Source organism: Paenibacillus sp. FSL W8-0187 (assembly GCF_037969755.1).
Lineage (GTDB): Bacteria > Bacillota > Bacilli > Paenibacillales > Paenibacillaceae > Paenibacillus_AQ.
Genome location: NZ_CP150206.1, coordinates 4,145,221 through 4,171,769 on the forward strand (window position 1 = coordinate 4,145,221; position 26,549 = coordinate 4,171,769).

General features: G+C 48.9%; 21 protein-coding genes. 1 reads left to right on the plus strand and 20 read right to left on the minus strand.

Annotated features, from left to right (window positions below; genetic code table 11):
• Positions 1–8: 8 nt before the first annotated feature.
• The 10 genes from MKY48_RS18495 to MKY48_RS18540 all read right to left on the minus strand — a co-directional run bounded on the left by MKY48_RS18495 (position 9) and on the right by MKY48_RS18540 (position 12,312).
• On the minus strand, positions 9–2,927 hold the full coding sequence (locus tag MKY48_RS18495) for a hypothetical protein (protein ID WP_339265311.1): 2,919 nt from the start codon (positions 2,925–2,927) through the stop codon (positions 9–11).
• Between the two features lie 108 nt (positions 2,928–3,035).
• The gene (locus MKY48_RS18500; protein WP_339265313.1) at positions 3,036–4,376 is read right to left on the minus strand and encodes an extracellular solute-binding protein; all 1,341 of its coding nucleotides are present in this window, start codon (positions 4,374–4,376) and stop codon (positions 3,036–3,038) included.
• 44 nt (positions 4,377–4,420) lie between these two features.
• Complete coding sequence (locus MKY48_RS18505; RefSeq protein ID WP_339265315.1) at positions 4,421–5,575, minus strand: biotin/lipoyl-binding protein; 1,155 nt, start codon at positions 5,573–5,575, stop codon at positions 4,421–4,423.
• A 36-nt stretch (positions 5,576–5,611) separates the two neighbouring features.
• Entirely contained in the window at positions 5,612–6,490 is an 879-nt protein-coding gene (locus MKY48_RS18510) for a carbohydrate ABC transporter permease (RefSeq protein ID WP_339265317.1), read from the minus strand.
• 17 nt (positions 6,491–6,507) lie between these two features.
• Positions 6,508–7,374 (minus strand): sugar ABC transporter permease, encoded by an 867-nt coding sequence (locus MKY48_RS18515; protein WP_339290276.1) that lies wholly within the window; start codon positions 7,372–7,374, stop codon positions 6,508–6,510.
• Positions 7,375–7,549: 175 nt separating this feature from the next.
• Entirely contained in the window at positions 7,550–8,254 is a 705-nt protein-coding gene (locus MKY48_RS18520; RefSeq protein ID WP_339290278.1) for a DUF421 domain-containing protein, read from the minus strand.
• Positions 8,255–8,342: 88 nt separating this feature from the next.
• Complete coding sequence (locus tag MKY48_RS18525) at positions 8,343–8,819, minus strand: YqeG family HAD IIIA-type phosphatase (RefSeq protein ID WP_339265322.1); 477 nt, start codon at positions 8,817–8,819, stop codon at positions 8,343–8,345.
• A gap of 197 nt (positions 8,820–9,016) precedes the next feature.
• A complete protein-coding gene (locus MKY48_RS18530; protein ID WP_339265324.1) occupies positions 9,017–9,973 on the minus strand; it encodes a hypothetical protein in 957 nt (318 codons plus the stop codon).
• A gap of 303 nt (positions 9,974–10,276) precedes the next feature.
• Positions 10,277–11,638 carry a HAMP domain-containing sensor histidine kinase gene (locus MKY48_RS18535; protein ID WP_339265326.1) on the minus strand — a complete coding sequence of 454 codons (1,362 nt, stop codon included), beginning with the start codon at positions 11,636–11,638 and terminating at the stop codon, positions 10,277–10,279.
• Positions 11,635–12,312, minus strand: a complete 678-nt coding sequence (locus MKY48_RS18540; RefSeq protein ID WP_339265327.1) for a response regulator transcription factor — start codon at positions 12,310–12,312, stop codon at positions 11,635–11,637. The genes MKY48_RS18535 and MKY48_RS18540 overlap by 4 nt, the downstream gene beginning before the upstream one ends.
• Before the next feature lie 258 nt (positions 12,313–12,570).
• Between MKY48_RS18540 and MKY48_RS18545 the strand changes: the two genes are divergently transcribed.
• Positions 12,571–12,963, plus strand: a complete 393-nt coding sequence (locus tag MKY48_RS18545) for a hypothetical protein (protein ID WP_339265328.1) — start codon at positions 12,571–12,573, stop codon at positions 12,961–12,963.
• 243 nt (positions 12,964–13,206) lie between these two features.
• Here MKY48_RS18545 and ptsP read toward each other — a convergent pair whose 3' ends face one another.
• The 10 genes from ptsP to MKY48_RS18595 all read right to left on the minus strand — a co-directional run bounded on the left by ptsP (position 13,207) and on the right by MKY48_RS18595 (position 26,376).
• Complete coding sequence (gene ptsP, locus MKY48_RS18550; protein ID WP_339290279.1) at positions 13,207–14,970, minus strand: phosphoenolpyruvate--protein phosphotransferase; 1,764 nt, start codon at positions 14,968–14,970, stop codon at positions 13,207–13,209.
• Entirely contained in the window at positions 14,970–15,239 is a 270-nt protein-coding gene (locus tag MKY48_RS18555) for an HPr family phosphocarrier protein (RefSeq protein WP_339265331.1), read from the minus strand. Before MKY48_RS18555 ends, ptsP begins: the two co-directional genes overlap by 1 nt.
• Positions 15,240–15,297: 58 nt before the next feature.
• On the minus strand, positions 15,298–16,032 hold the full coding sequence (locus MKY48_RS18560) for an SIS domain-containing protein (protein WP_076321606.1): 735 nt from the start codon (positions 16,030–16,032) through the stop codon (positions 15,298–15,300).
• 36 nt (positions 16,033–16,068) lie between these two features.
• Positions 16,069–16,827: a creatininase family protein gene (locus MKY48_RS18565; protein ID WP_076321607.1), complete on the minus strand. Its 759-nt coding sequence runs from the start codon at positions 16,825–16,827 to the stop codon at positions 16,069–16,071.
• A 14-nt stretch (positions 16,828–16,841) separates the two neighbouring features.
• Entirely contained in the window at positions 16,842–17,834 is a 993-nt protein-coding gene (locus MKY48_RS18570; protein ID WP_076321608.1) for a phosphotriesterase, read from the minus strand.
• A 74-nt stretch (positions 17,835–17,908) separates the two neighbouring features.
• Positions 17,909–19,204 (minus strand): PTS ascorbate transporter subunit IIC, encoded by a 1,296-nt coding sequence (locus MKY48_RS18575; RefSeq protein WP_076321609.1) that lies wholly within the window; start codon positions 19,202–19,204, stop codon positions 17,909–17,911.
• Positions 19,205–19,227: 23 nt separating this feature from the next.
• On the minus strand, positions 19,228–19,491 hold the full coding sequence (locus tag MKY48_RS18580) for a PTS sugar transporter subunit IIB (RefSeq protein WP_076321610.1): 264 nt from the start codon (positions 19,489–19,491) through the stop codon (positions 19,228–19,230).
• Positions 19,488–19,931 carry a PTS sugar transporter subunit IIA gene (locus tag MKY48_RS18585; RefSeq protein ID WP_339290283.1) on the minus strand — a complete coding sequence of 148 codons (444 nt, stop codon included), beginning with the start codon at positions 19,929–19,931 and terminating at the stop codon, positions 19,488–19,490. Before MKY48_RS18585 ends, MKY48_RS18580 begins: the two co-directional genes overlap by 4 nt.
• 35 nt (positions 19,932–19,966) lie before the next feature.
• Complete coding sequence (locus tag MKY48_RS18590; RefSeq protein WP_339290285.1) at positions 19,967–22,054, minus strand: BglG family transcription antiterminator; 2,088 nt, start codon at positions 22,052–22,054, stop codon at positions 19,967–19,969.
• A 380-nt stretch (positions 22,055–22,434) separates the two neighbouring features.
• Positions 22,435–26,376 (minus strand): polysaccharide lyase family 8 super-sandwich domain-containing protein, encoded by a 3,942-nt coding sequence (locus tag MKY48_RS18595; protein ID WP_339290286.1) that lies wholly within the window; start codon positions 26,374–26,376, stop codon positions 22,435–22,437.
• Positions 26,377–26,549: the final 173 nt, after the last annotated feature.

The window sequence follows — 26,549 nt, forward strand, 5'->3', positions numbered from 1 at the left end:
TGATACGACTAATCGCTTTCTGTTTTTTTAGCCTGATCCTCTTCATAAGTATATGGATAGCTTTGACTTCCTAGCATTATTCTCCGCCCTTGGAACTCATCATACAAATTGATTCGAACCGCCCCTCCACTTACGATTTTGCTGAAGTTGCTATTCAAGTTAATGGAGTATGATTTGTTGTTGCCGATGGTCAAATCGGTACCGAGTGTTAATATCTTCTCTGTCGACTGTCCGGTTGGGTCAATCAGCTCCATAATGAGTTTATGGTCATAAGAACCGATCTCGTAATCCCCATTCCTGGAGAGATTATAATGAATAACGGTGTTGAGCATATCTTTCCCTGCGCTAAGCGTACCTTCTCCTCTCGTAATGGTGAGATGGTACGGAAACAATTCTACATTTTGCAGATTCGTTGCTGGTTGTGTAACTCTAGGGCTAAGCGCTAAACCCACCGTATTGATAGATCCCGTTGATTCTTCCCCTAATTCTGTCATCTTTCCGTTTGCTACACCTTCCCCGACATACAATACAAGCTCCGAAGTAACTACATTCTGCGGAAGCTTGCTCCAAACGGTCACCAGATTCTTCCCATTCGGACTTGTCTTATCGGATGATTGACTGATTTTCGCCTCAAAAAACTCGTTTTCCGGTGTTTTATAATAGGCAACAAGCTGTGCCTGTTTGGATTGACGTGTTTCCTGACTCACCATCTCCAATTCCGTATAAATTAAATTGGAACTGCTGTCTTGGTAAACGGTCGTCAATCGTTCACGGACTTCCGCTTTCTTGCCTGGCGTATGGATAAAATAAGATTCGCCGGCAGCGACCTGTTTCATAACATTGTTGAGCGAATTGGTATTCAGCGACAGAAATTTGTGAACGTCCTCTCCTGAAGTTTCCTGCAGATCGACTCTGAATTGATTGAATTGATAGGAATACGGTACATTGGCAAGTACATACAACTCCATGGTTTCATCCGGGGCCAGAGTTGTTTGATCGTTCGGTACTACAATTTGGGCCGTACTGCTTAGATCGCGCATTCCTGCCTTAACTGCAGCTTTGAACTCGGGCAGCGATACGGTCGACGATTTGGTATTACGAATACTGATTTGGGCTACAATTTGATCCACATCTCCCTGTGGCACCCGCTGATATGAGCTCAGCTTGACGCCGAATGTTCCATGAGCATTCTCGATGATATTTTCTACACCCAGATGACTTTTACCTTCCTGAGCATAAGGGATTTTATAGTGGGCTGCCGGGAAGCTGATCCTCCCCTCCACAGCAGGCTCTGTCAATTGCAGCTGCAGTTTATTCTGTTTCATATGCAATGGCACATCTGCACTGAGATCGATGAGCTTCTCCTCCAGCGGCTTCAGAGCAATCTTGTCAAACGCCTTCGCATTCACGGGGATGCTGTAACCTTCATCCGTGAGGATGGACAGCTCATAAGCTGGCAGCTTCAATGATTTTTCACTGAGATTTTTCACGCGGAATTGAAGGTTCCATTTGCCGGTATCGTTCTCTGCAAATACCGAAGCATGTTTCAGCTGCGTCTCCATCGTTTGATGGTTTATCGATATGTTTCGGATGGCATAATCCGCCGCAGGCACATCAGCGGTAATGGTCGGAAGTTTAAAGGTTTTTACCGGAAGCGTCATTTTCAAAGCTTCGTCTTCCTGTGTGAATTGCATCGTCATATGGTCTGTTTTCAGTTGGGACGGAACCTCTGCCAGATAATAAATCGTGCGTTTTTGTCCTGGCTGGATCCTGAAGCTGCCCCCGGTGTCATCCTCAGGCGAAAGATCGAATACCGAGCCGCCGGCCGACTTCAGTTGTACTTTATATCCGGGATCGCTCAGCACCTTCTTGCCTCCGTTTGCAAAATGAATCCCCACTCTCATATACACTTTTCCATTATGCTTCATTCGCTTCACACTTTCCGCCTTGACCGTAACAGGCTGTTGTTTCATAATCAGCTTTGCGCTTTTGCCCTTGGCCACGGCGATATCCGTCGCTGCCGCCGGAAGCTTGAACGTTTGCACAGGAAGATTGATTTTCAATGCTTCGTCTTCATGCGCCAGCTGCAGTGTCATGCCGTTCGTCTTTATCGTGGAAGGGATCTCCGCCCAATAGAAGATGATGCTGCTCTCCTGAGGCTGCAGCTTGTATCCGGTGCTGGCTGAATCGGAAATGAGCTCAAATACCGAGCCCCCGGCCGACTTCAAATTTGCCTTATACCCGGGATCGCTTAATGCCTTTGTCCCTCCATTCGTGAGCCTGAGTCCTAATTTTATATATACTTTTCCATTGATGGTATACCTCTGCAAGGTATCCGCCTTCGCCGTAACCGGAAGATGGTTCATCGTGATCTTCTTGCTCTTGCCTACCGGAACTACCGAAGAGTAATCGGCCGGAACTGTGATTTGCCCCAGTTTTTTCTGATAACTCGCGCTGTCAAAATCCCATCCGAACAGGGAAACCTTGGCTCCGTTTACCTTAGTTGATTTCCCAACGTTCACATAATACGTCACGGAGAGGCTGCTGTTCGCAGGCACCGTTCGTTTAACAGCGTCACTCGTAACTTTCTTGCCTGTTCCCGTTGCCCCACTTGGCGTAGAAACTTGGGAAAAATAATCAATAAGATCTACTCTACTGCCACTGCTGTTACTATAACGAAGCGTATAGACGAGAATATTCCCGTCTGGCTGAGTGAAAATTTCCATTCCCGTAAGCCTCACACTGACGTTCTGCTTCAATATAACCGAGCCCAGTTTATCTAGTGCCAGGCTGGACGCGACTGCAGCTGCTGATTTAGAAACAGAGTAGCCTGTTGAGGATGCCCCATACGCATCAAGGGCAAACCCATGACTTAACATCGCTGCACTAAGCATGATGACCGCGCATGTCTTTTTTGGTCCGTGCATAATGTACCTCCTGTATAAAAAGAAAATCAAAAAGCCTATTCTCCGTTGTCCCTCTTCTGTGCAATAGGAAGCAGCGCACAAATGTGGGCTGCTTCCTGGATGATCTTCCTATTCGTTTAAATAGGTGGTGACCCGGTTCTGGATCAGCTTCGCCACTTCTTCTGCCGTTTTCTGTCCGCTGAAGTACGCCAGAGACTCTTCACCGGCAATTGATATCACTTTACTGTCTAGATCCACGTATTGATCCGCGGACTGAACAATTTGTTTAAACACGTTGAATTGTTCGTCAGATACTTTGGCCGGCTGCCCATTCGGAAGTTTATAATCGCCGCTACCCACTTTTTCCTGAAGGTCATTGATCAGCTTTTCATTCACGGATTTAAGCATCGAGAACCCTTCTCTTTCCTGCAGTAATTGTGCTTCTTCAGACAATAGGAAGGAAATAAACTTCCAAGCTTCTTCTTGTGCTGGCGATTTGGCATGGATAGCGAACCCGGATGATGTAAAAACCCTCGCGCCTTTTTGACCTGCGGTTTCTCCAGCTCTGGGTAACAGCATGATCTTTGGATGATCAAATAGCATATAAGGGCCTTCGATAAAATTAAGCGGTGACACAATCGGGGTGGAACTGAACAATTGATTGCCCGGCTTTGCTTCATCGGATGTAATGATCTTGTCATCATTCATTTTCATGGCTTGCTGGAGCAAATCCACAAATTCCGGAGAGTCGAACGTTGCCTCTTTGGCTGTAGTATCAACAAATGAAGCGTAGTTTTCATAAAGCATCTCCTGAAAGAGGTATTCCGGCGGGTAGGACGCTAATGCATAAATCTCATCGGTACCGCTCTCCTTTGCCTTTTGGATAACTTCCTTTGAAACCTTCTCGAACTCCTTCCAATCCCAGGTTTTATCATCGAACGCCACATTGGCGTTACCCAGCATGTCCCCATTACCAACCAATACTCTCAAGGAGTATCCCAAAGGGATGGTATACACCCCGTCATTCAGTTTCAGACCGTCCAAAATATTCATTTGCAAATCGTCTTTATGGAGTGTCTGGTCTTGCTCCAGCAAATCATTCATATTGAGTAGGAAACCTTTGCTCACATATTCTTTAACAGGCAAGCCGCTAACTTCAATGATATCCATCCCTTTGCCCGATAACATGGCTGTATTCGTTGCAGTATGATACTTCTCGAATTCCCCAGGTCCCCATTGTTCACCCATGCTTTTATATGCATGGATCTGCAGATCGATATCCGGGTATTTCTCTTCGAACTTTTTTTCCAGCGTTTGATAGAACGGAGTCGACTCTGTCAGTGACAGGGTAAGCACCGTTTTTCCCTCTTTCGTTGCGGGCTTATCCACGTTCCCGCCTTCTCCTGAGCCGCAAGCGGTTAAACTCGCGATTAAAGCGCCCATAGAAATAAGTAAAAGCCATTTTTTCATCGTATGATTTCCTCCTGATATGTTCTGATTACAATGCCGCCTCACTATTCCAAGCGAACCCGGTTGCCATCCTGCAGAGGCTCGCTGCTTTTCAGAATGATCTTATCTTGTTCATAGATGCTATCCGTTTGGATCATCGTTTCTTTGTCATTCCGCTCGCTGAACTTGATGTTGACTTTTCGAGCAACAAAAACATTACCGAGTGCACCCGGCTGCTCTTCGACTACAAAAACGTACATGCCTTCCCGGTCCTGATGAATAGCTTCATTAGAAACAAGCAGCCCTTGATCGAGAGAGCTTTTCTCGATGTTAATCCGAGCCTGCTCACCTCCCTTCAGCTTGGCGTTGATGAGTTTTATACGAATCATCTTTTGAGGGACGGTTACCGTCTCCGCTCCTTCGGTTGCCCCCTCAATCATCGGCTCCGCATTGGTGATTTCTTCAATGATGCCTTCAATGACACTGGCTTGCTGCTCTTTATCTGTGTGTACCTCTACCTCGATCCGCTCACCAACGGATATTCCAATGCTGGACAAGCGTTTTGCATCGGCACCAACGTCAAACCTATAGCCTTGACTGCTATTCGAGACAATGACATCCGGCTCGCCCGCAGATGCCAGTCCTTCTACCGCATTCAGCTTCGTAATAATACCGTCGAAGGGAGCGGTAAGTATCTGATCTTTTGCCAGTCGTTCTTTCATCTCGTTGATCTTGCGTTCCTGCGTTGCAATATCAAGTTTCCCTTTTTCAATTTCGCGTTTTGCGCTGCGCAGCTTAAGTTCATCCTCTTCAATAGAAGATTGAATAAATTGATCCTGAAGATTTTGCTGCTCAATTCTTTGCTTTTCCAGATTCGTTACTTCAAGTTCGATTTCTTGTCTTGCCGTTGGGTTGTCATAAGCGATAAGCTTCTGTCCCTTCTTCACACGTTCACCTTCTTTTACGTGAATCTGCTGAACTTTCCAGTCGTTTGAACTGGATAGCTTAGCTTCGGCGATCGGCTGAAGTATTCCGCTTCCCTCAATCGATAGCACAATGCCTCCCTGTTTCGGCTGTTCCGTGGTCACCTTGGGCAAGGTCAACGACTGTAGCGTGTTACTAAACAAGGTAAACAGCAGCAGCATCCCCATAAAACCCATGAACACGAATTGAAGGATTCGCTTTCGTCTTTGGTCAGCTAACCCTTTTCCAAGCTCCATATCCTTTCTTCTCCTCCTAAAAACTGCCTTGAAAAGTTAACCCTTAACACCTGACAATTGGATTCCCTCGATGAAATACGACTCGGCGTACAGAAATAACATCACCATCGGGGCCATATAGAGCATGGATGCAGCAAAGGCAATCCCCCGCTCGCTATCATTAATCCTGGATAAAAAAACGGATAACGGCTGCTTAAACGGGTCGTCCAAAAAGATAAGCGGCTGTTCCACCATGTTCCAATAATCAACGAACAGCAAGATCACAAGTGCGGCCAATCCTGGCTTGATCATCGGAACAATCATCGTCATAAAGATCCGCAAGTGTCCGGCACCGTCTATTTTGGCAGCTTCGATGTAGGCATAGGGAATGTCCAGCATGAACTGTCTGAGCATAAACACGCCAAAAGCAGCGAAAATGCCAGGAGCAATGATGGCGCCTGTACTATTCAGCATGCCAAGCTTATCAACCATAATATAGTTGGGTACCAGAGTAACTTGGAATGGCATAAGCATCGTCATGACATATACCAAAAACATCGAATCCCGGCCGCGGAATTTCAGCTTGGAGAATGCATAAGCAGCCAACGCTGCTACGAGAGTCTGACCCACAATGATCGGCATCACCATAAACACGGAATTCCAGAACATCGTCAAATACTTCGGGTTATCAATGAACACCTTCCCATACTGTGCAAAAGATACCTTATCCGGAATCAGTTTCAGGTTTGCGAAAGAGCTGTCTCTACCTGGGATCACTTCATTCATTTGACCGATGAGACCATAATTGATCTGGATTTCCAGCTCTGTCATCAATGAATTTGTGAATGTAATCACAATTGGTGATATTAGGATTAACGCAATAACACCCATGACGAATGTTAATATACTTTTTTTCAATATGTAGACTACTCGCACAGACTTCGCTCCACCTCCTATTCCATGTACTGCCGATGTCGGCGCTCAATCGCAAACAGCATCAGGACGATCAACAGAATACAGACAAACATCAAGGATGCAGCAGCGGTCAGCTTCTGAATGTCGAGTGATACGAACATATTATTCATATAGTGCTGCATCATGTAAATGCTGTCATGGGGGTAATCGCCTGCGATCAGATACGTTTCCCGGAACACTTTGAATGAGTTAATAATGGACATAATCACGACAAAGAACATGGAAGAAGTCAGATAGACCAGCGTAACACTTCGGAATTGCCGCAGACGACCAGCCCCTTCAATCCGGGCCGTTTCGTAGTAGTCCTTCGGAATTTGCTGCAGCCCGGCCAAGAATAAAATGACGTTGTAACCGATGTTCTTCCATAGATACACCATGATCACGACCAATCGTGCCGATTCCGTCTTCATCCAGTCCACGCGTCCATATCCAAAGCTGTTCAGCCATGCGTTCAGGGAGCCGTTCCAATCAAATAGCATCTGCCAGATCATGATAATGGAGGCGACGGGCACAACAAGCGGCATGACGTAAGCAGTCCGAAGCCATTTTTGAAAATATGTATTTTTATGGAGCAGCATCGCTAACCCGAGTGACAGCATGACCATAAGCGGAACACTGACCGCGCTGAAGAAAAACGTGTTGGATGCCGCCTTGCGGAAGGAAGCACTCCCAAACAGATCCACGTAATTATCGAGACCCGCAAAATGGCCGTCTACCGATTGGCTCATAAAGGAATAGTACACGCCCATGGCAAATGGAATAAGATAAAAGAGTGCAAATCCAATACCGCTGGGCACGAGAAAGAATATGGCCTCCGAAGCATCCTTACGGAGCCATTTTTTCATAATATTCTTGATCCATCCTTTCACTGTTTAGTTTGTCCTTCAATTCTGATCCATGTTACTCTCCCCCGACACCTTTAGTTTAGGGAAGAAAACTTAAGAAAAAATATGGTAAATATTAAAAATATCTAAAGTGGTGAACGCAATCATAAGAATTGGGAACGTAGCGGAAGCGCCCCTACTTCTTGGGTTCAGAAAAAACTCGCACGTTCTCGTTCTCAACGGTTGCAAGCATTACATCGTGGATATTCGTATTAGCGGGTGCTATTTTTGAATGAAGCCAAGCCAAATCCTTACCCATTTCCTGAAGAAGCGACATATCGACTTTTCCATCTATGATGATCGGCCTTGAGATCGTAAACGGCCCCGTCTCTAATCTCATATCTGCCGGAGTAACCGGTTGGTATGGGGTGTCCATAAAAACCGATATGGTTCCATCCGGTTCCCATACGGCAAGGGCTACCTTTTGTATATCCTCTACTTTTTCCTTTCTTAGCTCAGAAAATAAAAAATCAATAGAGATTCTGGCCTTAGATAAGTTATGAAACTGGATGAGTCCATTTTTAACGAGTGTGATGGGGGATGGATCAAGATAGTGTTTGAAGAACGGCCACTTCAGGCTCAACCACGTCGCTATAATGTATAAAACGACGAGAACGATCGTCGTGATCATAGATCCCTTTAATCCCAATTCTTCATCTGAAAGCGGATGAGCAATAATATTGCCGAGCGTTAAAGCCAAAATGAAATCGAGGAATCTCAATTGAGAAATGGAACGCTGCCCCATTAATTTGGCTGCAAGAAGTAAAAAAACGAAGCTAACAACCCCTCTTAAGATCCATTCCACGGTTGTCAGCGATTCTTGACTTTGGTAAAAATCCAATCCATTCACCCCGCCGATTCACATCAATTATTGTTCAATATATTCATATATTCGCTTGAACGATTTCTTCATTCTGTAGCACGTCCGTTTATACTCGAAGTACCTTTACGAATAGTCGTTTTACAGCCCCTAAAATCCGAGGTTTCGCCCATGAAGTAGATATAAAAATCGTGTACATCCCCAGACGGTTTCCGCCCCATAAATCTGTAATGATGCCGTTTCCGATAACGGCTGTCTCGTTACTACGGGTTCCAAGCATATTCAATGCGGCTAAAAACGCTTTTTTCTTCGGTTTACCGGCTTCGAACAAAGCTGGAATTTCATGGACTTGTCCGTGGTCACCCATTGGAGGTTTGCTGTTAGAAACGATGATCACCTTAATTCCATATCTCGACTGCATGTTAGTCAGCCAAGATTTCATCGAATCAGTTATGGAGTCAGCTTTCTTGGTCGTTAATGTATTGGTCCAGTCAAGGATTATCCCTTTAATACCTGCCTGCTGGAGTCTTTCTCCGTTAATCTCATAAATCGAGCGCGCAATTTGCGATGGTTTAAAAATAGGCATAGTCTTCCTCCACTACTTTCATATAAGTGAGTCAATCGTGTATAGAATGCCTTCATGTTGTTAAAATCATACTTTTGAACAATCATTTCACCTGGTTGGTCTGTATGTAGTCTGTATGTATGGATTCGGCTAAACAAAAAAAGCCGCGATTACCGCGACTTCATAAGATGTTACAACGGATCGTCCGGTAAGCAAACCTACAAGGCGCGTCGTCGATCGTGCAGAACGAACAGAATGATTATGAACATCATGACGCCGAAGACGACACCGGCCTCCGTGGTTAGCATCCGCAGCAGCTGGTACTCTGGCGAGAACTGCGAATCGGTACGAATTGCGGAAAAGAGATTATAAGAGAACAGCATGCCCGACGAAATCCATGCCGATGCCATCGGGTACAGAAACCGCTGCGGCCCGCGACGGGAAGTTAGCACCAGCAATCCCCACGCCCCCGCAATGGACCACGCTCCGGTACTAAACGTTAGCAGATGCCACCACACATCACGATCGTCCAGTCTGGCCGGGTCAATACCGAGAGTGCCTCCGGTAGCCCAGTACACCTTAATGATACCTAACAGGACACAGCCGGCTCCAACCAGCCTGGACAATGTATGCTGCAATCTCCAAGTATTACCTGGTAACCTGCTATAGTCGATCGAATCACCGAACGCCTCCGGCCACCGTGTCCTCGCATAACCTGCGAAGGCGAGAGGCAGACAAATGCCGATGCCAACCAGCGAGACCATCACGAAGAACTGTTCGTACACCCAAACGTCGGCGGCCCCCGCCTCCTTATCCCGAGTCATAGCTGCCGGTCCTAGCACCGGTGCCAAGACCAGCATGGGAACGAGCAGACCGGTACCAACCCATACGGGAAAGGCAATCAGCCATGCAGGGAGACGTTCGCCCCACGGCCTGGTGAACGCCATGGCCAGCAGGATTCCGATAGCCGCTAGCACTGCGGTAGCTGCGTTGATCGCACGCCAGCTAGCGTCGCCCATTTGCTCGGTTGGTATGAAGTAACCGAAAGTCCATGCCATTTTAATCAATAGATACGGCGCCACCGCTATGGCAGCGCCATAACCAGAAATTCTACGTATCTTCATCCATTGCGGTGACTGCAGATCAGCTGAAACTTGCTCATGCTCAATCTTCATGTTGGTAAACTTACCTCCTTAAATAACTCTGTCTTCACCTTACACCTCATTCTATCCCCCTAATCGAAAAACAAAGTGACCTCAAGTTTAAGTTTGGGTTAAATTCGTTGACGAGAAGCCGTAGAGCTCTCTTTCCGGATTTAGGTATGTCAATACTCAAAAAAGAAGCTGCGTATAAGTCACTCTGAGCGACTTGAACGCAGCTTCTTCCTTGGTCTTCGAAAGGAAACGTATATTAAATTCGAATAACATGCGGGCGATTTCTATGTGACACTAGTTCCCTTTACCATACCCTATAAATGCTTAATCTGTCACGTTAGTTATAACACCGCAACTGCTATCCTTCCAAATATAAAAAGCACTTCCGTTTGCGTCGGATTTCAATTCCCATTGCATATCCATCTCCCTGGCCATCATCGATACAATGGACAACCCGATTCCTGCGCCTTTTTCAGGTGACTCGCTGCAGGATCCAGGCCCCTTATCGCTGATGACCAGCATCTGCTGCTTCTGACGCTCAATCATTTGAATGCCAATGTAGCGACCGGCTCCCGCATGACGTACCACGTTCTGAAACACATTATCCAGGATCCGGTTAAACCACAATGGGTCCGCATCCCAAATTAATGTCTGGTCAGGAAGCTCGACAAGGACATCAAATTCCTTAGCCTCGAATACCGGATACCACTGAGCCACTCGATTCCGAACCTCTTCTATAATATCAAATGGCTGCTTGTGCAGCGGATACTTCCCCGCCGATAATAGCGTGTATGACAGCAGATTATCCATTAGATTACTGATGTCATCGAGCTTATGCTCGATGACAGAAAGTGAAACCTGTCCCTGGGAGGAAGCAGGGTCTTTTCGAACGGTATGGACATGCTGTCGGATGACAGTCAGCGGGGTTCGAAGATCGTGGGAAATCGTTGAAATGAATTGCTTACGCAGTTCCTCCTCCTCCCGCTCCCGTTTTTGACTTTCTTTGAGCTCCTTCACCATCCGGTTAAACGAGCCTTCAAGTTCTCCGATCTCGTCGTCCTTCATGATCGTGACTTCATTCGGAATTTCTTTCAATCCGTTTACGGTCATTGCCGATTGAAGCCTGATCAGTCTTTTGCGAAGCTTAATGAAGAACAGCCATGACAGCATAAAGAAGCATCCACAGATCATTAAAAACAGAAAGATTAGGGGCAAGTTTCCCGAAAGCGACATTTCTGCATTAAGGATATGGGATTCCGGGACCCGCATCACCATAAAACCTTGCTTCGGATCGTTTCCGATGAGAGAGGTTAAGACCAGCGTTTCTTGATTACGGTCTTGCGCTCGAATCGAAAGAATATCCAGATAAGTCCATTGCTCAGGTATATCCTCTGAGAGGTCCCCGACTCCGTTCGTCCTCCCTGATGGGTCCACCCAGAATATCTCAGCATGCGGATAGTCCTCGTTCAACTCCCGCAGTCTAGTATTAATCCTATCCCTTCCTGCACCATCCAGGTTGGCTGCCTCCTGTTGCCACATGCGGGTTATCTCTTCCGGCCGATATACTGGATGATCGCTGAGCATATAACCTGGTAAATAAAACAGGGCTGGAATAATCGGCCATAGCAGTAAGGCGGTCAAAATAAAGATCAGGTATTTGCTCATTAACGAGCCGCGGATCCTCATGATCGCACCCGGTATCCTACACCGCGGATCGTCTCGATAATTTGGGGGGAGCCGGAATCCAACTCGATCTTCTCGCGCAGATGACGGATATGTACGTTCAACGTTTTATCTCCGTTCAGATGCGGTTCACCCCAAACGGCTTCATAAATCTGCTTCTGGGTCAATATGTGATTCAGGTGGTCCAGGAAATACATGAATATATGGAACTGCTTACCTGTAAGCACAATCTCTTCCCCGGTTTCGGAATTCCATACACGGTTTCCTTTTCGGTCGATGCTTAAATGCCGGATCAGAAGCTGTTCCGGCTCCGCGGTGACAGAACGCCTGAGGAGGACTTGAATCCGGGCAGCCAACTCATCCGGATGAAACGGCTTGGTCATATAATCATCAGCAAAAGACAAGCCAGTAAGCTTATCCTCGATTGCGGTTCTGGCCGTAAGCATCAGGATGGGTACGGCGGGATTGATTCGTTTTAGCCGCTGACCGACCGTGAATCCGTCCAGACCCGGAAGCATAATGTCCAAAATGACGAGATCGCAATGTTCCATTGCTGCTTCCGCATCATGGCCTGAGCTCTTCCATATCACTTCATAGCCTTGACCGATTAAAAAATCCTTGGACCAGGAACCGATTTCCTGATCGTCTTCAATGTACAAGATGGTAAATGTCTTCATCGTATGATGGACTCCTAAAAGTAATATATAGGTAGTCTAGCATATTATCGCTGTCAGGAGATCGGGAAATCCATCGAAAAAAAATTCACGTAAATCGCAAAGTATCGTCATAAGTTCACAACATGGATTTGTTAATGTTAATAACAGCCGAGAACTTGAAGCACAGGGGCATCGGCAATCATCATACTTGTTGGGGAATGAATTGGACTATGGCTTATCGACTTCATCATCCACAACATAGAGAGGAACGGATTGGATATGAGAACAATAGATATTGTGAAAGAAAATCTGCTTTTAATTCTTGGACTGGGCGCTTTAGCGCTTATCAGACCCATCATGAAGATGACCGGGATCATGGATCTGATCGGTCAAGCATTCGGCAGCATTCTGATGACGGTCCTTATCTCCTTGGCCTGGCTCATGATCGTTCTATTCAAAAGAACGGCTTATCCCGTTGTCATTCTTGTTTTTGCCGGTTTGAGTTATGCCTTATTTGCTATCATTATAAGCGGGATTGCCTCTCCCCTTATCGATGGAAAATTGCAAGGTCCTTTAACTAATCCACTGGCAATGGTAAGTGTCTTTGCGATAAATGCCGTTTGGGGCTTCATCGTGGGCCTAATTGCCAATGCATGGCGTCGTAAAGGGTAAGCATGCAGTTAAGTTACCATTCTAGGTTAACTCCCGTTCAATACTATCAAGCGAGTGTAACTACGCTCAGATCATTCGATATTCGAAAACAAAGAAATGGCGGTACCGGAGTAACCCCCTGTACCGCCATTTCTTTATTTGTAGCATCTATTTGACCCAAACTGGCGATCTCTCATACGGGCATGCCATTTCTTGGAACACCCTCAACACCTGCTAATAGTCCACGCCATGTGGATACGGAATCTATACCACTGCCTTTTGGGCGTGATGAAATTTCTCCAGCGCCTGACGAACCGCTTGGGGCGTATCAAGGCCAAGAATGCGCTTTGCCAGCTCGCGACATTCCTGACGATCCAGGCTAGCGAGCCTTTCCTTCATCCGGCTGAGACCACCGGCCTCCATGCTCCATTCGTCAAGACCTAGTCCGAGTAACAGCGGTGCCGCCAGCGGATCACCCGCCATACTGCCGCACATGCCGGTCCATTTACCGGCCGAGTGGGAAGCCTCAATGACCGTGCGGATTAACTGAAGCACAGCTGGATGGAAATAATCGTACAGGTGCGCGACGTGTTCATTCATGCGGTCCGCTGCGACCGTATACTGCACGAGGTCGTTCGTACCGATGCTGAAGAAATCGACCTCGCTCGCGAATCGTTCCGCCAACACGGCCGTTGAGGGAATCTCAACCATGATGCCAACTTCCATCTTCTCGTCAAACTGGATCCCGTCTTGCCTCAATTCCACCTGCACTTCCGTCAGGATGGCTCTTGCCTGCCTCCATTCCTGAAGACCGGAGATCATGGGGAACATCACCTTCACCGTACCGAAGGCACTGGCCCGCAGCACCGCCCTCAGCTGCGTGCGAAGCAGCTCTTGGCGGACAAGGCCTACCCGTATCGCACGGTAGCCCAGGAACGGGTTTGTTTCCTTCGGCAGCTGCAGATACGGAAGTTCCTTATCTCCGCCGATGTCCATCGTGCGGATGATTACGGGGCGGCCCTCCATCATCCGGGCTGCTTCCTGATACGCACGGAACTGCTCCTCCTCGCCCGGCATGGCCGGGGCGTTCATGAACAGGAACTCCGTGCGGAACAGCCCTACGCCGTCCGCGCCCTGCCGGACGGCGGTCTCGGCTTCCGCGGCGCTGCCGATGTTCGCCGCGAGCTCTACGCGCGTGCCGTCGGCGGTCACTGCCGGACGCGCCGCGTATACCTCGAGCGACTGTCTGCGCTCGAGATCTTCCTGCATGCGGAGCCGATACTGCTCCGCTTCCGCCTCATGCGGCCGGGCAATGCACAGCCCGGCTGAGCCGTCAAGGACGAGTGTATCGCCGTCCTTGATGCCGTCGACGCCGTCACCAGCGCCGACGATAGCTGCAATTCCGAGCGACCGTGCGAGAATAGCGGTATGTGAGGTCGCTCCTCCAGTACGGGTAATAAAGCCGATAACCAAGGCAGGGTCCAGCTGTACCGTATCCGACGGCGCCAAATCATCAGCGACCAAGATAACCGGTTCGGTGATTCCCGTAAAGTCACGCGATTGTCCTGGCAACAAGCAGGCGAGAAGACGATTACCGATATCGCGAATGTCCGCGGCGCGTTCCTTCATATAATCATTGTTCATGCCTTCCAACATGGAAGCGACCTGGCTCACAATTTCGGCAACGGCACTTGGCGCTGGCTCCAGCTTCTCTCGGACTCTTGCCTCCATCTTCGGATAGAAGGCAGGATCGTCCAGAAGCTTCCGCTGTCCCGCAAGAATGCCGGCTTGCTCTTCGCCCACGGCTTCCTTCGCTCTCTCCGTTAGCTTCTCCAATTGTTCCGCACAGCCTGCTTTGGCTTCACGGAGCTTAATAAGCTCTGCATCGATTGCGGCCGGGGTATCCGGAATAAGCTTCTCTTCGAGGCTGCTGTCACTGCTGGTCCCTAGCGAAGGCTTGTAAATGAATGCCTTAGCGATCCGGATTCCCTCCGATACGCCGATTCCTTCTATATGCAGCCTCTTCATCAGGCTTCACCAAACTTGCTTTCGACTAACTGTATCAGCGCTTCGACTACCTCTTGTTCTCCATCTCCGTTAGCTTCGATGGTCACGACAGCTCCTTGCTCAACGCCGAGCGTCATCAGCTCCAGCATGCTTTTGCAATCCGCGGTGCGTCCTTCGTTAGTCTTCAGATGAACCTCTGCTCCAAACTGTCCTGCTTTTTCCGAGAAAAGCTGAGCTGGACGGACATGAAAGCCTTGCTCATTCTGTATGGTTACGGTTTGTGCGAACATGTCTTTCCTCCTCTATGTCAGACCTCGTATATTTTCTTTACTGCTCGGTACATCCTGATCATGCCAATAAAGCGATCCGTCCTTTATAAGCCTCAACCAACGCGTTGTTGTGTTCGTCGGAACCATCGATATTTCCGCTGAGAAATACAGGGGGCTTGAAGCCTTGTTCAATCATAATCTCAATAGATTCTGCGAACAGGGAGTTCAATATGAGCGCCCCGACGACCGTCGAGCTCGGCGTGAAAGGCACCTGGAGGCCCGGATGGCTCAATACGGCATCTCCCTTAACCGAGAAATTATCGATTACCAGATCAACGGCATCGGCCAGATGCTTGCCGCTGCTGTGCCGGGACGGCATGCTTTTGGAATATTCCAGTGAGGTAATGCCTACAGTAAAGGCCCCCTTCTCCTTCGCCATCAAAGCGACATCCACGGGAACGGGATTTCGGCCCGAAGTGGACAGTACGAAGACAACCTCGCCCTCGCGGATATCCTGCTCCTTCATAAATTCGACAGCAAGGTCGTTTTGTCTTTCCAGCTCTGACGAACGGACCGCGCCTTCGTGAAGCATCAGCTTCTCGACCAGGATCGGGCGAATCGGTACGAGTCCGCCTGCTCGGTAAAAGACTTCTTCGGTCAATATATGCGAATGTCCACAGCCAAATAAGTGTATAATACCACCTTGCTGAATACAGGCAGCCACTTTCTCTGCCGCTTCACGGATCGACTTTGCCTGCTCGGTACGGACTTTGTCTAACAACCCGCCAATCACATCAAAATAGGTGTTCATCATCGTCTCTTTCACCTCGTTGTTCTTGTAGTTACAATGCTATCTGTTCTCTTCCGGTTGATGATCCGTTGACAATGCTCTTTTAGCCCGGAGCACCATCTCGGCCATCACTTCCAGGCTGCGCTCGATAATCTTCTCCCCCTTCTCCCTCGTTGCCAGCGTTGCATCCCCGAGTACGGCAGAGGAAGTCATTTCCTCCCACGGTGTTGGCGTGCAATCCGCTTCGATCGGGATATGCGGGGCGCCATCGATCGCTTTGCTCATGTCCACGTACTCGCCCGCAAGATAGAGCATGTAGGATGTTTCGATTTCATCGGCATGCATATAGCTCGCGTGTGCAGCCGAAGCTTCCCGTACCGAAGCCGTTACTTCCTTCGTGCCAGGATAAAAGAAATAGAACACCTTAAGTTCGGGCACCCGTTCGTATAACATTCTCGCAGCTTCCTTCAACGCAACCGCATTGCCGAGATGGCCGTTGACCATGACGAAAATGCCGAATCCTTGCTGGTACAAACTTTCGCCGATATCTGCAAGCAGTCGGATGAGCGCTTCGTTTGAGACGTTGATACTCCCCGGGAAATTGCGCAGACTCCACACCTGTCCATAGGGGAGGGTCGGCAAAACGAAGCTTTCCGTCCGCTCTGCCAATCTGTCCGCGAGTCTGGTCGCGAGCAGGTTATCGGTACCCAGCGGCAGATGGGGACCATGCGCTTCAACGGCACCAATAGGAAGTATGGCAGCGCGGAAATGGCGAATTTTATCCTTCACCTCAACCGAATTTTCGAATTCGAATTTCATAGCGAGTCCCCCCCTTACTTTTTAAATGAAAAGCAGTTGGCCGGGTTGCTTACGAAAAATTTCTCCACCAGTTTTAGTCCATCAAAACCGTTTCGGTTCGCCTCGTCTACAAAGCGCGGGACCCATTTGGAAATAATGTACTCCAGACCGAGACCCTGGTCGTAATGCTTGTAGTAGGTTTTCCGGGCGGTATCACCGCTGATGAGAATCTGATTTTCGAAGCCTTTGCGGACAAGCTCAAGAATAAGCGAGATTCGGGTGCTTTCCGGTGCATACTTGATTTTGCCGATACCGTCAAAGCTCATGTAAGCTCCCGTTGAGGCGATCTGCTCATGGTAGTAGGGGTCGGGATTGCGGTCCATATGTCCCAGGCTCAAAAAAGACAGATCCACACCTTCGCTCTTCAAGAGCTCGATTTGCTCCAACGCCATGGTGCCAACTTCGGTATGGGAATGGATGGGGGCCTTCGTCTCATGATGAGCGCGCGCTACAGCGCGCAGCGTCTTCTCCTCCAGAGGCGTAATGCGGTTATAGCCTGTCCCGAATTTAACCTGGCCTGCTTTGAAAGGTGTGCCTTCCAGCCCTTCTTCCACCTCCCGGATGACGAAATCCGCCAGCTCGTTGATGCTTTTTGCTTCAATCCACTGGGCGTAGGTTTCATAATGACCGATCAGCGGTTTAAGCTCCTCTTTGATTTTGGCATCCCATAAAAAGCTCTTGTTGAATCCCGCCGTTCCTACAACATGAATGCCGGTTTCGATCGCGATTTCCTGTACCGCCTGAACATCCCGCCCATAATCGATGGCTGTAGCGTCCACGATCGAGCGTCCGCCGTGTTGTTTGAAATCAAGAACGTCGCGCTTGGACTTCTCCTTATCGTCCAGCAGCAAATCGTCCTCTCCCCGTTCTTGCCAGTAGGCCGGGCGGCATACGATATGTTCGTGGGAATACGTAAAGCCCAGCTCCTCTTTGCTGATATCTCCATGTAAAGTACGGATAAAACCCATATCGTTTCTCCTCCACTCTGTTATCTTTTAGACGGCTGAGTCGAGGGGACTCAGCCGTCTTTGTTATCGGATGGTTAAAAGAACAGTTTCGCCAGGAAGTGCAGAATCGGTCCAATGATGAACATATCGGAATCAGCTGCCCACATGGCTGTATCCGGCACCGTCGAGGCGATGAAGAAGCGAACCATCAGAAACTGTCCCCAAGCTACAACGGTGGAAGTGATGAAGCCGCCGATAACGGCCCCGCGAACACCGCCTGTCGAGTTCCCGAACACCCCAGCCGTAGCACCGTGGAAAAATAAGACGATCATCGTTGGCACGAAAATGTAAGCAACGGTGTTGCCAAGTACAAGCAGCCAGATAATCGCTCCCGCGAAAGCTCCCAGGAATCCAAGAACCACCGCATTCGGCGCGTAAGGGTACACAACTGGCGCATCGAGTGCCGGTTTGGCGCCTGGTACGAGTTTGGTCGCGATCCCGTTGAAGGCCGGAACCAGCTCGCCGACGAACATCCGGACCCCCATCAGAACGATGGCGATTCCGCCTGCGAATGTGAACGATTGGATTATAGAGTAAATAATAAAGTTCTGGTCACCCGATTGTTTCATCAGTTCCGCAGCCGCCGGTGTGCCTTTCGTCGATAGAATAATGGCCCCGATCAGGAACAAAACTCCCATGCTGAGCGCAGTGATGACGTTGGAATCGCGGAGGAACTCAAAGCCTTTGGGTACTTTGATTTTCTCGGAATCGTTGTTTTTGTTGCCGAACAATTTACCGGACAAGGCAGCAAGCAAAGCAACCGAAGCCGATGTGTGACCAAGCGCAATGTTATCGTTGCCCGTGATTTTACGCAGGAACGGCTGAACCAGCGCCGGCTGGAATGTCCAGTACACACCAAGGACGACAGCGAGCATCAGTACCAGCTTCCAGATGGAGATGCCGCTGGCCGCATGAACGATCACGCCAGCGAAAACAGTCGACGTCCAGAACATCATGTGCCCGGTCAGGTAAATAAATTTAAACCGGGTGAAGCGTGCCAGCAGAACGTTGATCAGAAAACCGATAAGCATAGCAAGCGTAACGGCGCTTCCGAATTTGGAGTTGAATGCCTCCTGACCCATGAAGGTACCAAGGGATCCGCTCTCCAATCCGAAGACTTCCTTCCACATCGGCTCGAATACATTCAAGGCTTTTACGATGACATCAGAGCCTGCGCCGATGACGAGGAAGCCGATGATCGCTTTAAAGGTGCCGCTTACAAGCTGGCTCGTTGATTTCTTCTGAAGCAGAAGGCCGACCAGAACGATAAATCCGAGCAGAATGGCGGGCGTTCCAAAAATGTTGGTGGCAATCCAAAAAAGTACGTCCATATGCCCTCTCCCTTTCTAATGGTTTACAGCACTTCTTCCAGCTTCTGTTTGATTTCGTTATTGTCAAAATAGTTGTTGACGATAACAATTTTGGCCGCATGACCTTGAAGGCTTTGTGCCAGTTCATTGCTTGTAATGATATAGTCGGCAGCGGTTCCGGATGCCGTGGAAACGTCCGTATGCTCCACGTCGGCATTTACTCCCATACCGCTCAGCACGTTCTCCACATTCATTCTCAAAATCAGACTCGTTCCTTGTCCAAGACCGCATACGCATAAAATTTTCATTGTTCGTTCCCCCTAATAAGTTGTTGGATTGTCTCTACATCAGTTGCATTCATGAATTGTTCAATACTGCCCGGGCTGCTTAGCAAGGTGGTCAGCTTTCGCAGCATGGCGATATGCTCCGAACTTGAAGAGCCGCCGAGCGCAAATACAAGCTGTACCGGGTCGTTGGCCGCATGGCCGAATACGACCGGCTTCTTCAATTTAATCAGCGAGACGGACGCTTCATTCACCCCATCCTCTGCACGAGCATGCGGAAGTGCGATATGAGGTGCAAGAACAAAGTACGGACCTCTTTCACGGTAAGATTTCACCATGGCGTCGGCATAACGTTCTTCGGCCGCACCCGCTTTTACCAGCAGATCTCCTGCTAAGCGGATCGCTTCTTCAGCCGTCTCGGCCTCCACATCCAGCGCAATTAGTGACGGTTCCAAAAATTTCATTCTCATCTCTCCCAAGTCCGATATTCTAATCGATGCTAAAGACCGGTGTTTAATTGCTGCAGTATCTCTTCTTTCGTCTTGGCCTCTTTCAGACGGATCAGGTTTTCCTTCTCCCTAAGCAGGATGGTCAGCTCCGACAGCGCTTTGAGGTGGGATTCACCGTCAATCGCCGCCAGTACCAGAATGATCTGAACTTGATGCCTTGCTTCTTCTGAGAAGGCCACGGGTTGCTCCAGTCGCAGCAGACTGATTCCCAGCCGCCGGACACCATCCTGCGGCTTGCCATGCGCAATCGCGATGCCTGGTGCAACGACGATGTAAGGGCCTAGCGCCTCCACTTTGGAAATCATCGCATCGATATAGACTTCATCGATGCGCCCATCCTTCAGCAGGGGTTCGGAGGCTTCGCGTATGGCGCTCCGCCAGTCGGCCGCTTCTCTTTTGATTTGGATCATCTGTCCAGTGAGCAGATCCGATAATGATGGCTTGCGTGCTTCACTCAGCCATGTTTTCCCAACAGACAAGTAGTGGTTAAGCTCCTCCGTAAGTCCTGCTTCATCCCTAACCGCGGCATATTTATGGACGATGTCCAGCAGCGCTTGAACCGAGTACGCCGGGGTCTTTGATTTACGGCCGGCAACCATGTTGACTTGGTTCAGCAGGTGTTCCTTATCCTTATCGCTGAGAATCGGATTCACTAGGAGAACGGGCACTTTACTATCCGGCAGCGGTACCGTTGAGAAAATAAAATCAACATTCTCTTCATCAAACGACTCGTAATTCCGCAGCGAGAGTACCGCTGTAATATCCACTGCCGAGAAGAGGTTCTCCAGCTGCGATTTCAACATTCGCGAAGCGGAAATGCCGTTGACGCAGACGATGGCGGCCTGTCTACGTACAGCCGGCTTCGTGTTCTCTCTACGCAGCCAGCCGCCGAAATGCATGGCAAGGTATCCGATTTCGTTGTCGTCAAGTGGACGTCCAACCAGTTGTTCGAACGGTGTCGCGGAGCGACGGGTCAGCTCGAATACTTCCCTGTACTTGGACAGGATATTTTCGAGCAGCGGATTTTCAAGCCCGAGTCCGTATATGATCCGGTAATAAGCCGGCTTCAAATGGACAAGCAGATTCTCCTCCATCGCTTCCCGGTTCGGCAGGAATACGCAGGCGTAACGCTGAAAATCATCTGTCATCTGTCTGGTCACTTGCCGAAGCTGCTTGAGCACTTCTTCGGATCCGGTCATCTGTTCCATCCGATTGACTCTCGCTCCCAGCAGATGCATCGTAAAGTAGCAGATTTCTTCATCCGGGATAGAGACACCGAACATTTGGCCGAGACCTTCAGCAACCCCAGCGGCAACTTCATACTCTGGCATCCGCCGTAGCACGTTTCGTTCATCTTCGTCTATTGAGATAAACTGCTCTTCCTGAATACGTCGTACATACAACAGGAAGCGTGCCGTCAAATGAAATAACATCTCGTCCGTCAAATCTACGCCCAGCGTTACTTCGCTATCCGAGATAAGGCGATACACCATCTTCAGGTGCCCCGACTTCATAGGGGGAAATAAGTTTCGGGCAAGATCCGGTCCCTCCGATTCCGGTTTCCGGTTAAATACCTGCTCCCAGCCTGCATCGCCGAAAACCTGACCGAAATAATAGCTCAGGGCCTTCCGCTTGTCACGTTCCTCCCCATTTACGCCATAGCCCCACTTGCGATCGTAGGTTACCTTGAGCTTCGAGGTCTTCATGTCCGACCGGACCATATTCAAATCCTTGAGCACAGTCCCTCGGCTAACCTGCAAAAGGTCCGTCAGATGATGAACAAAGAGCGGACCCTCTGCCGACAACAGATAGAGCGACATCCACGCCATTCTTTCCCGTGGGGACAAATAATACGGCTGTGCATGAGGCTTCCCGGTTGACTGCGGAAGACCGGCCCTGCTTTCATCAGGTAAATAATAGCCAACTGTCCTGACATATTTGACCGGCGGAAGATGAATCGCTTTCAAGTAATCGTTTATTTTTTCCATATCATAATAAACGGTTCGTCTGGAGATACCGACCTTCTGCATCAGTTCTTCCAGCGATACATAATCGGCCGCCTCATAAAGCAGCGTCAAAATCCGGGTACTTCTTTCGTCCAGAATACGGCATCAACTCCTTTGCCGTTAGTGTAGTGCCTTTTGCAATTTGATTATACCCACAGGCAATTGATGAAAGACAGTTCAATTCATGGAGACCCTTTTGTGCAAAAATGAACTCAAGTGTTTTAAGTTAATCCCTCCCATAGCAATCAAAAAAAGCCGCATACAATGCGGCTTTCAAAGTCTTTCATAACTTCTATCGTAGACCAGCAAAACTCTTTTCATTAAATAACTCGGCATACCGCTATCCCATCTCACTCGTTGAAAAAGAAGTATTGAGCTCATTTTCTAAAGTTGCTTTTTCAATACGCGTAACAAGAAATCAACATTAGGCATTCCATGTTCTTCCTGTCCAACTAAATCAATGCCTGTGCATGCTGAAGTAAGTAGCGTGCGGTATCGCTATGAACATGTTTGCCGCTCTGTGCTTGAATTTCATGGATGAAACTGTTCAATTCACCCTTGTCGAGCTTTTGTCTCAAGCTGTTTGCGATACCGTTGTTGTCAATCCAGCCGTCCTTCTCAAATCTTGTGACCATTCCTTTGAGCGATTCGCTAGTCGCAGTCGTTTGAAAGTCCACACTGGCTCTTCCTATATTTCCTGCTGAATCGTAACCTGTAATTTCTAATGAATGACTGCCCAGTGAAAGTGTATAAAGCGGAATCGTTGCGCCTTGCTCCATAGGCTGTCCGTCAAGCAACAACGTTGTCTTCGTCTGATCGACTCCGGACAGATCATCGTGCACAACAAATTGCGGCAACAAGTCTTGATCTATACTGTAGCTTTCTGCTGCCGGATCGCCAACAATGATAAGTGGAGCCCCTGTATCCAGACTAAATGTAATCGTCTTTGCAGGCTCTGTGTTACCCGCATCACCCCTTGATTGATAGCTTATCGTATATTTACCGTCTTGACTGAATGTAACGGGTTCAGTGTATTCCTGCCATGAGCTGCCTCCGTCCAAGCTGTAAACCGATTCGGTTACCCCCGATAATTGATCCTTAGAGGCCAATGATAACGTTACAGGATGGACATACCAACCGTTGTGGCCGTCCGGCTGTTCCGGGGATAACGTGGCTATCGTGTCAGGCGGAACCGTATCCTGTCGTTCGAACAGAAGCACAGGCCGGTAAGCTGCATCCGTATGTTCCTTAGAGCCGTAAATAATCCAGCCGTTCGAGCCGTAGTTGGTCGTTTGAGCGAGTTGAACGGCGATCGTCCGTTCACCAACCAAGGCGGCATTCACTTGTGCGGTTACATCAATGCTTACGGGTGTTCCGGCTGCCGGGACGGTCCAGTTTCCGATCAGGCTGCCGGCAGCAGGCTTATTGTTCCAAGTAATGCCGTTTTCTGTCCATGTATGATTGCTTACTTCATAAGCGACGCCTTTTGTGTTGGCGAGTCCGGCACTTGTCGGAACCAGACGGATCTGCGCACTTTTAACTTGTTCCGGCAGCTGCGATAAATCAAATTTCAAATAAGAGTATCGGTGGTAGCCGGAGTTGGGATCGTTTTTAACGACCAATTGATCGGAAGAGCCAAAGTTGCTGTTTGCATAAGACCCGCTGCGAACGTAGGCATCATCGGAAGGTAAGATTGCATAACCAAGCGTTACGGATAATTCATTGGATGCGGCGCTTTCCATACCCGTGCTGTTAAGGGCTTTTATCGCAAAATAATACGTTGTCCCGCTGGAAAGGTCCGTGACCGTATACTGGTTGTTACCGCTGACTGCCGATATATCCACGGTTTTCGTATAACTGCCGGGCGCTGTACCATAATAAATGCGGTAGCCGGTAGCTCCGGCGCTGGCGTTCCATTTCAGCGTAGCTGAACCGGGTCCTGGCAAGGCTGCGATCAATTGAGGCGCCGCTGGCGGCGTCGTTGACCCTGTACTCAGCTTAGCCAGGAACGTTTTTCCAATCGCTCCTGCCGTATTCACTTCCAATATCGTAGTCGGAGAAAACTGTTTCACTGTAACGCCTGGATCAAGCAGCAGCGCGCCGGTTGTTGCACGGTGAAGTTCGACTTCAATGGTGCCACCGTTTGCTTTTGTCGGGTCTGAAACCCCGATTTGCAGCTCATTTCCGTTCTCGGCAATGGTGACGGATGCTTTCTTATTACTTGTCAAGTAATCTGCTCCGTTCACTTGAACGGTTTCAATCGAATCCGTCCAAAAGTTTGCTCCGACCGCCATTTGATCCGTGGTATCCATGACCGCCTGTACGTTTCCTGTGTTTTTCAATACGGTGAAGCCAGGGTCTGCCGCATAGTCTTCTGCCTCAGTCGTCGACGCTCCCGGATAAACGGCATAAGCATAGGAGGCTTGCACCGGATCGACGCCGTGATTCAGCGCGAGGCTTGCGTATTGTGCGGATACCATCTTATCGCTTCCATCGGTGTTTATATCCTTCCAGGATCCGGAACGCGTTTCACGTAGACCACGAACTGTCGCTCCTCCAGGGAATACGTATGCGATATCCGATCCCGGTACGCTGCCAGACAGATGCGCCCACTGTACGCCTGTCATCGTTTCCGTCCACCCGGTCGTTGAAGGCTTAGCCGTTCCATCCACCGTCAACGTATTTGACCCGCTCTCATTCAGCTTCCGATTTTCAACGATCGTCTCTACAGCGCGACCTCCAGTACTCGAAATGTCGGATCCGAGCGCTATATATTTATCGCCGAATAGAAACCATGACTTTTTGCCTGATAACGGAGTACCCGTATTTTTCGACATCGAAAATTCCATACCTACCGTTCCGTAAGGGCCATCAATCGATGAGCCTCCTACCCAATTCGACGTATTGAATTTAAAGCTGAAAGAGCCCACGCTGCTTGTAGAGCCGTCCGTAGTCGTTCCCGGCAATCTCACCGGATTGATCGTTGGCCAATAGGCTCCTGAAAACTGCGTCTGATCCGTGTTGTACAAATATGCGGCACCTGCGCCTTGCCACCATGGCTTGGAATTTTCGCCGTTACCATATTCAAAAGCAGAAATGCGCGTTGAGAACAAACCAAGCGCCAGTCCGAATTCAGGCCTTAAGTGTACGGCGCGATCCATACCAGCGAATATATGCGTATCGATCATATCGCCAGCGGGTTCAACGGATGGATCGCCCATCAATGCTTTTATTTTGCCGATACTGAAGATGGACAGCCCCTCCGTATAACTCGGAAACGTTGTATCCGACATCATTTGGCCTTTAGCAATTTGGCGTACCGTCGCAGCATCCCGAGCGTTCAGGCCGTCGGCCAGCATGACGAGTGAAGCCAAGATTTTCCGTCCCGCCTGATGATCCTGTGATGCTTCGCGCGATATCGCACGTCCTCGTACCGTATCCATCATGGCGCCTTTATACAGAAAAGGGCGATACGCCTCTGTTACCCAACGAATGACATTAGCGATATTCGGGTCCGTAACGTCCCAACTCGAACCGCCAAGGAGGTACAGCAGCTTCGCAATGTCTTCGAGCAGAACGGCACCGTAGCTTCCTGTATACGCGACATAGTCATGTTGGATAAACGACCCATCCTCGTAAAACCCGTCCCTGCTCTGCACATACAACAACACCTGGCTGATCGCATCACGGCCTTGAGCCATCTTGGCATCCGTCTTATTCAGCACGCCGCGCAAAGAGACAATCAGCGCTTTATCAAGCCGATTTGCACCCGTTTCTTGGAGTGAAGGGGAATTTGTACGATAGGTTGGATCCGGAACGAATTTGTCCAATGCCTTCGTGTAGTTTGTTTTTTGCGTTGCGGACATTTGATCATAAATTAAAATCATCGCATCCGTCAGGTTCATCGGCACGCCGATCTCCCAATCCCACCAATTGCCCGTTTCACCCTTCGTTTCGTTATATTTGTTAGCATACATCCAGTCCAGTCCACTCAGAATGTCAGCAGCTAGCTGCTCATTTCCTTTCAGGGATGATCCTGTTGTAGCATAGGCCAGTGCCATTTCCTTCAGCCTTACATAGTTGGATGAAATCGTACTGGAAACGCTCCAGTTCGCCAAATCACTCCACAAATAAGTTCGCCCGGTGTTTTTGTTCATCGATGCCCAGTACTTGTTCGCGTTTGTTTCGATTAGACTGATTTTCGCTGCAATTTCCGGGTCGGACGTATCAATTGCCGTCCCCCCAGTCAAATATACATGCCACCTCTCCCTCAGCAAATCGTACTCGTCTGCAGCGGTTGATGCTTGTACTGGTCCGGCAAACAACAAAATGGGATACAGCACTAAACTGGTAAGAAGAGAAACCACAGTGAATTTCCGCCAACGCAAGCTCATCACAATATCTCCTTCCAACTCTCAATTTAAACTACTGATTGATAACACCAGCATCCTTTGGTATGAATTCCGTCTGTTGCATCACCCCTTTCATGCGGCCATCCGCTATTCACAAGATCGAGAAAAAAGCCACGTTCAATCCCTCAGATAGCATGGTGGCGTCAAGACAACAT

Excerpts from the sequence above, each read along its gene's own strand:
- MKY48_RS18495 (WP_339265311.1), bottom strand. The coding sequence starts at position 2,927 with ATGCACGGACCAAAAAAGACATGCGCGGTCATCATGCTTAGTGCAGCG.
- MKY48_RS18500 (WP_339265313.1), bottom strand. The coding sequence starts at position 4,376 with ATGAAAAAATGGCTTTTACTTATTTCTATGGGCGCTTTAATCGCGAGT.
- MKY48_RS18505 (WP_339265315.1), bottom strand. The coding sequence starts at position 5,575 with ATGGAGCTTGGAAAAGGGTTAGCTGACCAAAGACGAAAGCGAATCCTT.
- MKY48_RS18515 (WP_339290276.1), bottom strand. The coding sequence starts at position 7,374 with ATGAAAAAATGGCTCCGTAAGGATGCTTCGGAGGCCATATTCTTTCTC.
- MKY48_RS18525 (WP_339265322.1), bottom strand. The coding sequence starts at position 8,819 with ATGCCTATTTTTAAACCATCGCAAATTGCGCGCTCGATTTATGAGATT.
- MKY48_RS18530 (WP_339265324.1), bottom strand. The coding sequence starts at position 9,973 with ATGAAGATTGAGCATGAGCAAGTTTCAGCTGATCTGCAGTCACCGCAA.
- MKY48_RS18535 (WP_339265326.1), bottom strand. The coding sequence starts at position 11,638 with ATGAGGATCCGCGGCTCGTTAATGAGCAAATACCTGATCTTTATTTTG.
- MKY48_RS18540 (WP_339265327.1), bottom strand. The coding sequence starts at position 12,312 with ATGAAGACATTTACCATCTTGTACATTGAAGACGATCAGGAAATCGGT.
- MKY48_RS18545 (WP_339265328.1), top strand. The coding sequence starts at position 12,571 with ATGAGAACAATAGATATTGTGAAAGAAAATCTGCTTTTAATTCTTGGA.
- ptsP (WP_339290279.1), bottom strand. The coding sequence starts at position 14,970 with ATGAAGAGGCTGCATATAGAAGGAATCGGCGTATCGGAGGGAATCCGG.
- MKY48_RS18555 (WP_339265331.1), bottom strand. The coding sequence starts at position 15,239 with ATGTTCGCACAAACCGTAACCATACAGAATGAGCAAGGCTTTCATGTC.
- MKY48_RS18560 (WP_076321606.1), bottom strand. The coding sequence starts at position 16,032 with ATGATGAACACCTATTTTGATGTGATTGGCGGGTTGTTAGACAAAGTC.
- MKY48_RS18565 (WP_076321607.1), bottom strand. The coding sequence starts at position 16,827 with ATGAAATTCGAATTCGAAAATTCGGTTGAGGTGAAGGATAAAATTCGC.
- MKY48_RS18570 (WP_076321608.1), bottom strand. The coding sequence starts at position 17,834 with ATGGGTTTTATCCGTACTTTACATGGAGATATCAGCAAAGAGGAGCTG.
- MKY48_RS18575 (WP_076321609.1), bottom strand. The coding sequence starts at position 19,204 with ATGGACGTACTTTTTTGGATTGCCACCAACATTTTTGGAACGCCCGCC.
- MKY48_RS18580 (WP_076321610.1), bottom strand. The coding sequence starts at position 19,491 with ATGAAAATTTTATGCGTATGCGGTCTTGGACAAGGAACGAGTCTGATT.
- MKY48_RS18585 (WP_339290283.1), bottom strand. The coding sequence starts at position 19,931 with ATGAAATTTTTGGAACCGTCACTAATTGCGCTGGATGTGGAGGCCGAG.
- MKY48_RS18595 (WP_339290286.1), bottom strand. The coding sequence starts at position 26,376 with ATGAGCTTGCGTTGGCGGAAATTCACTGTGGTTTCTCTTCTTACCAGT.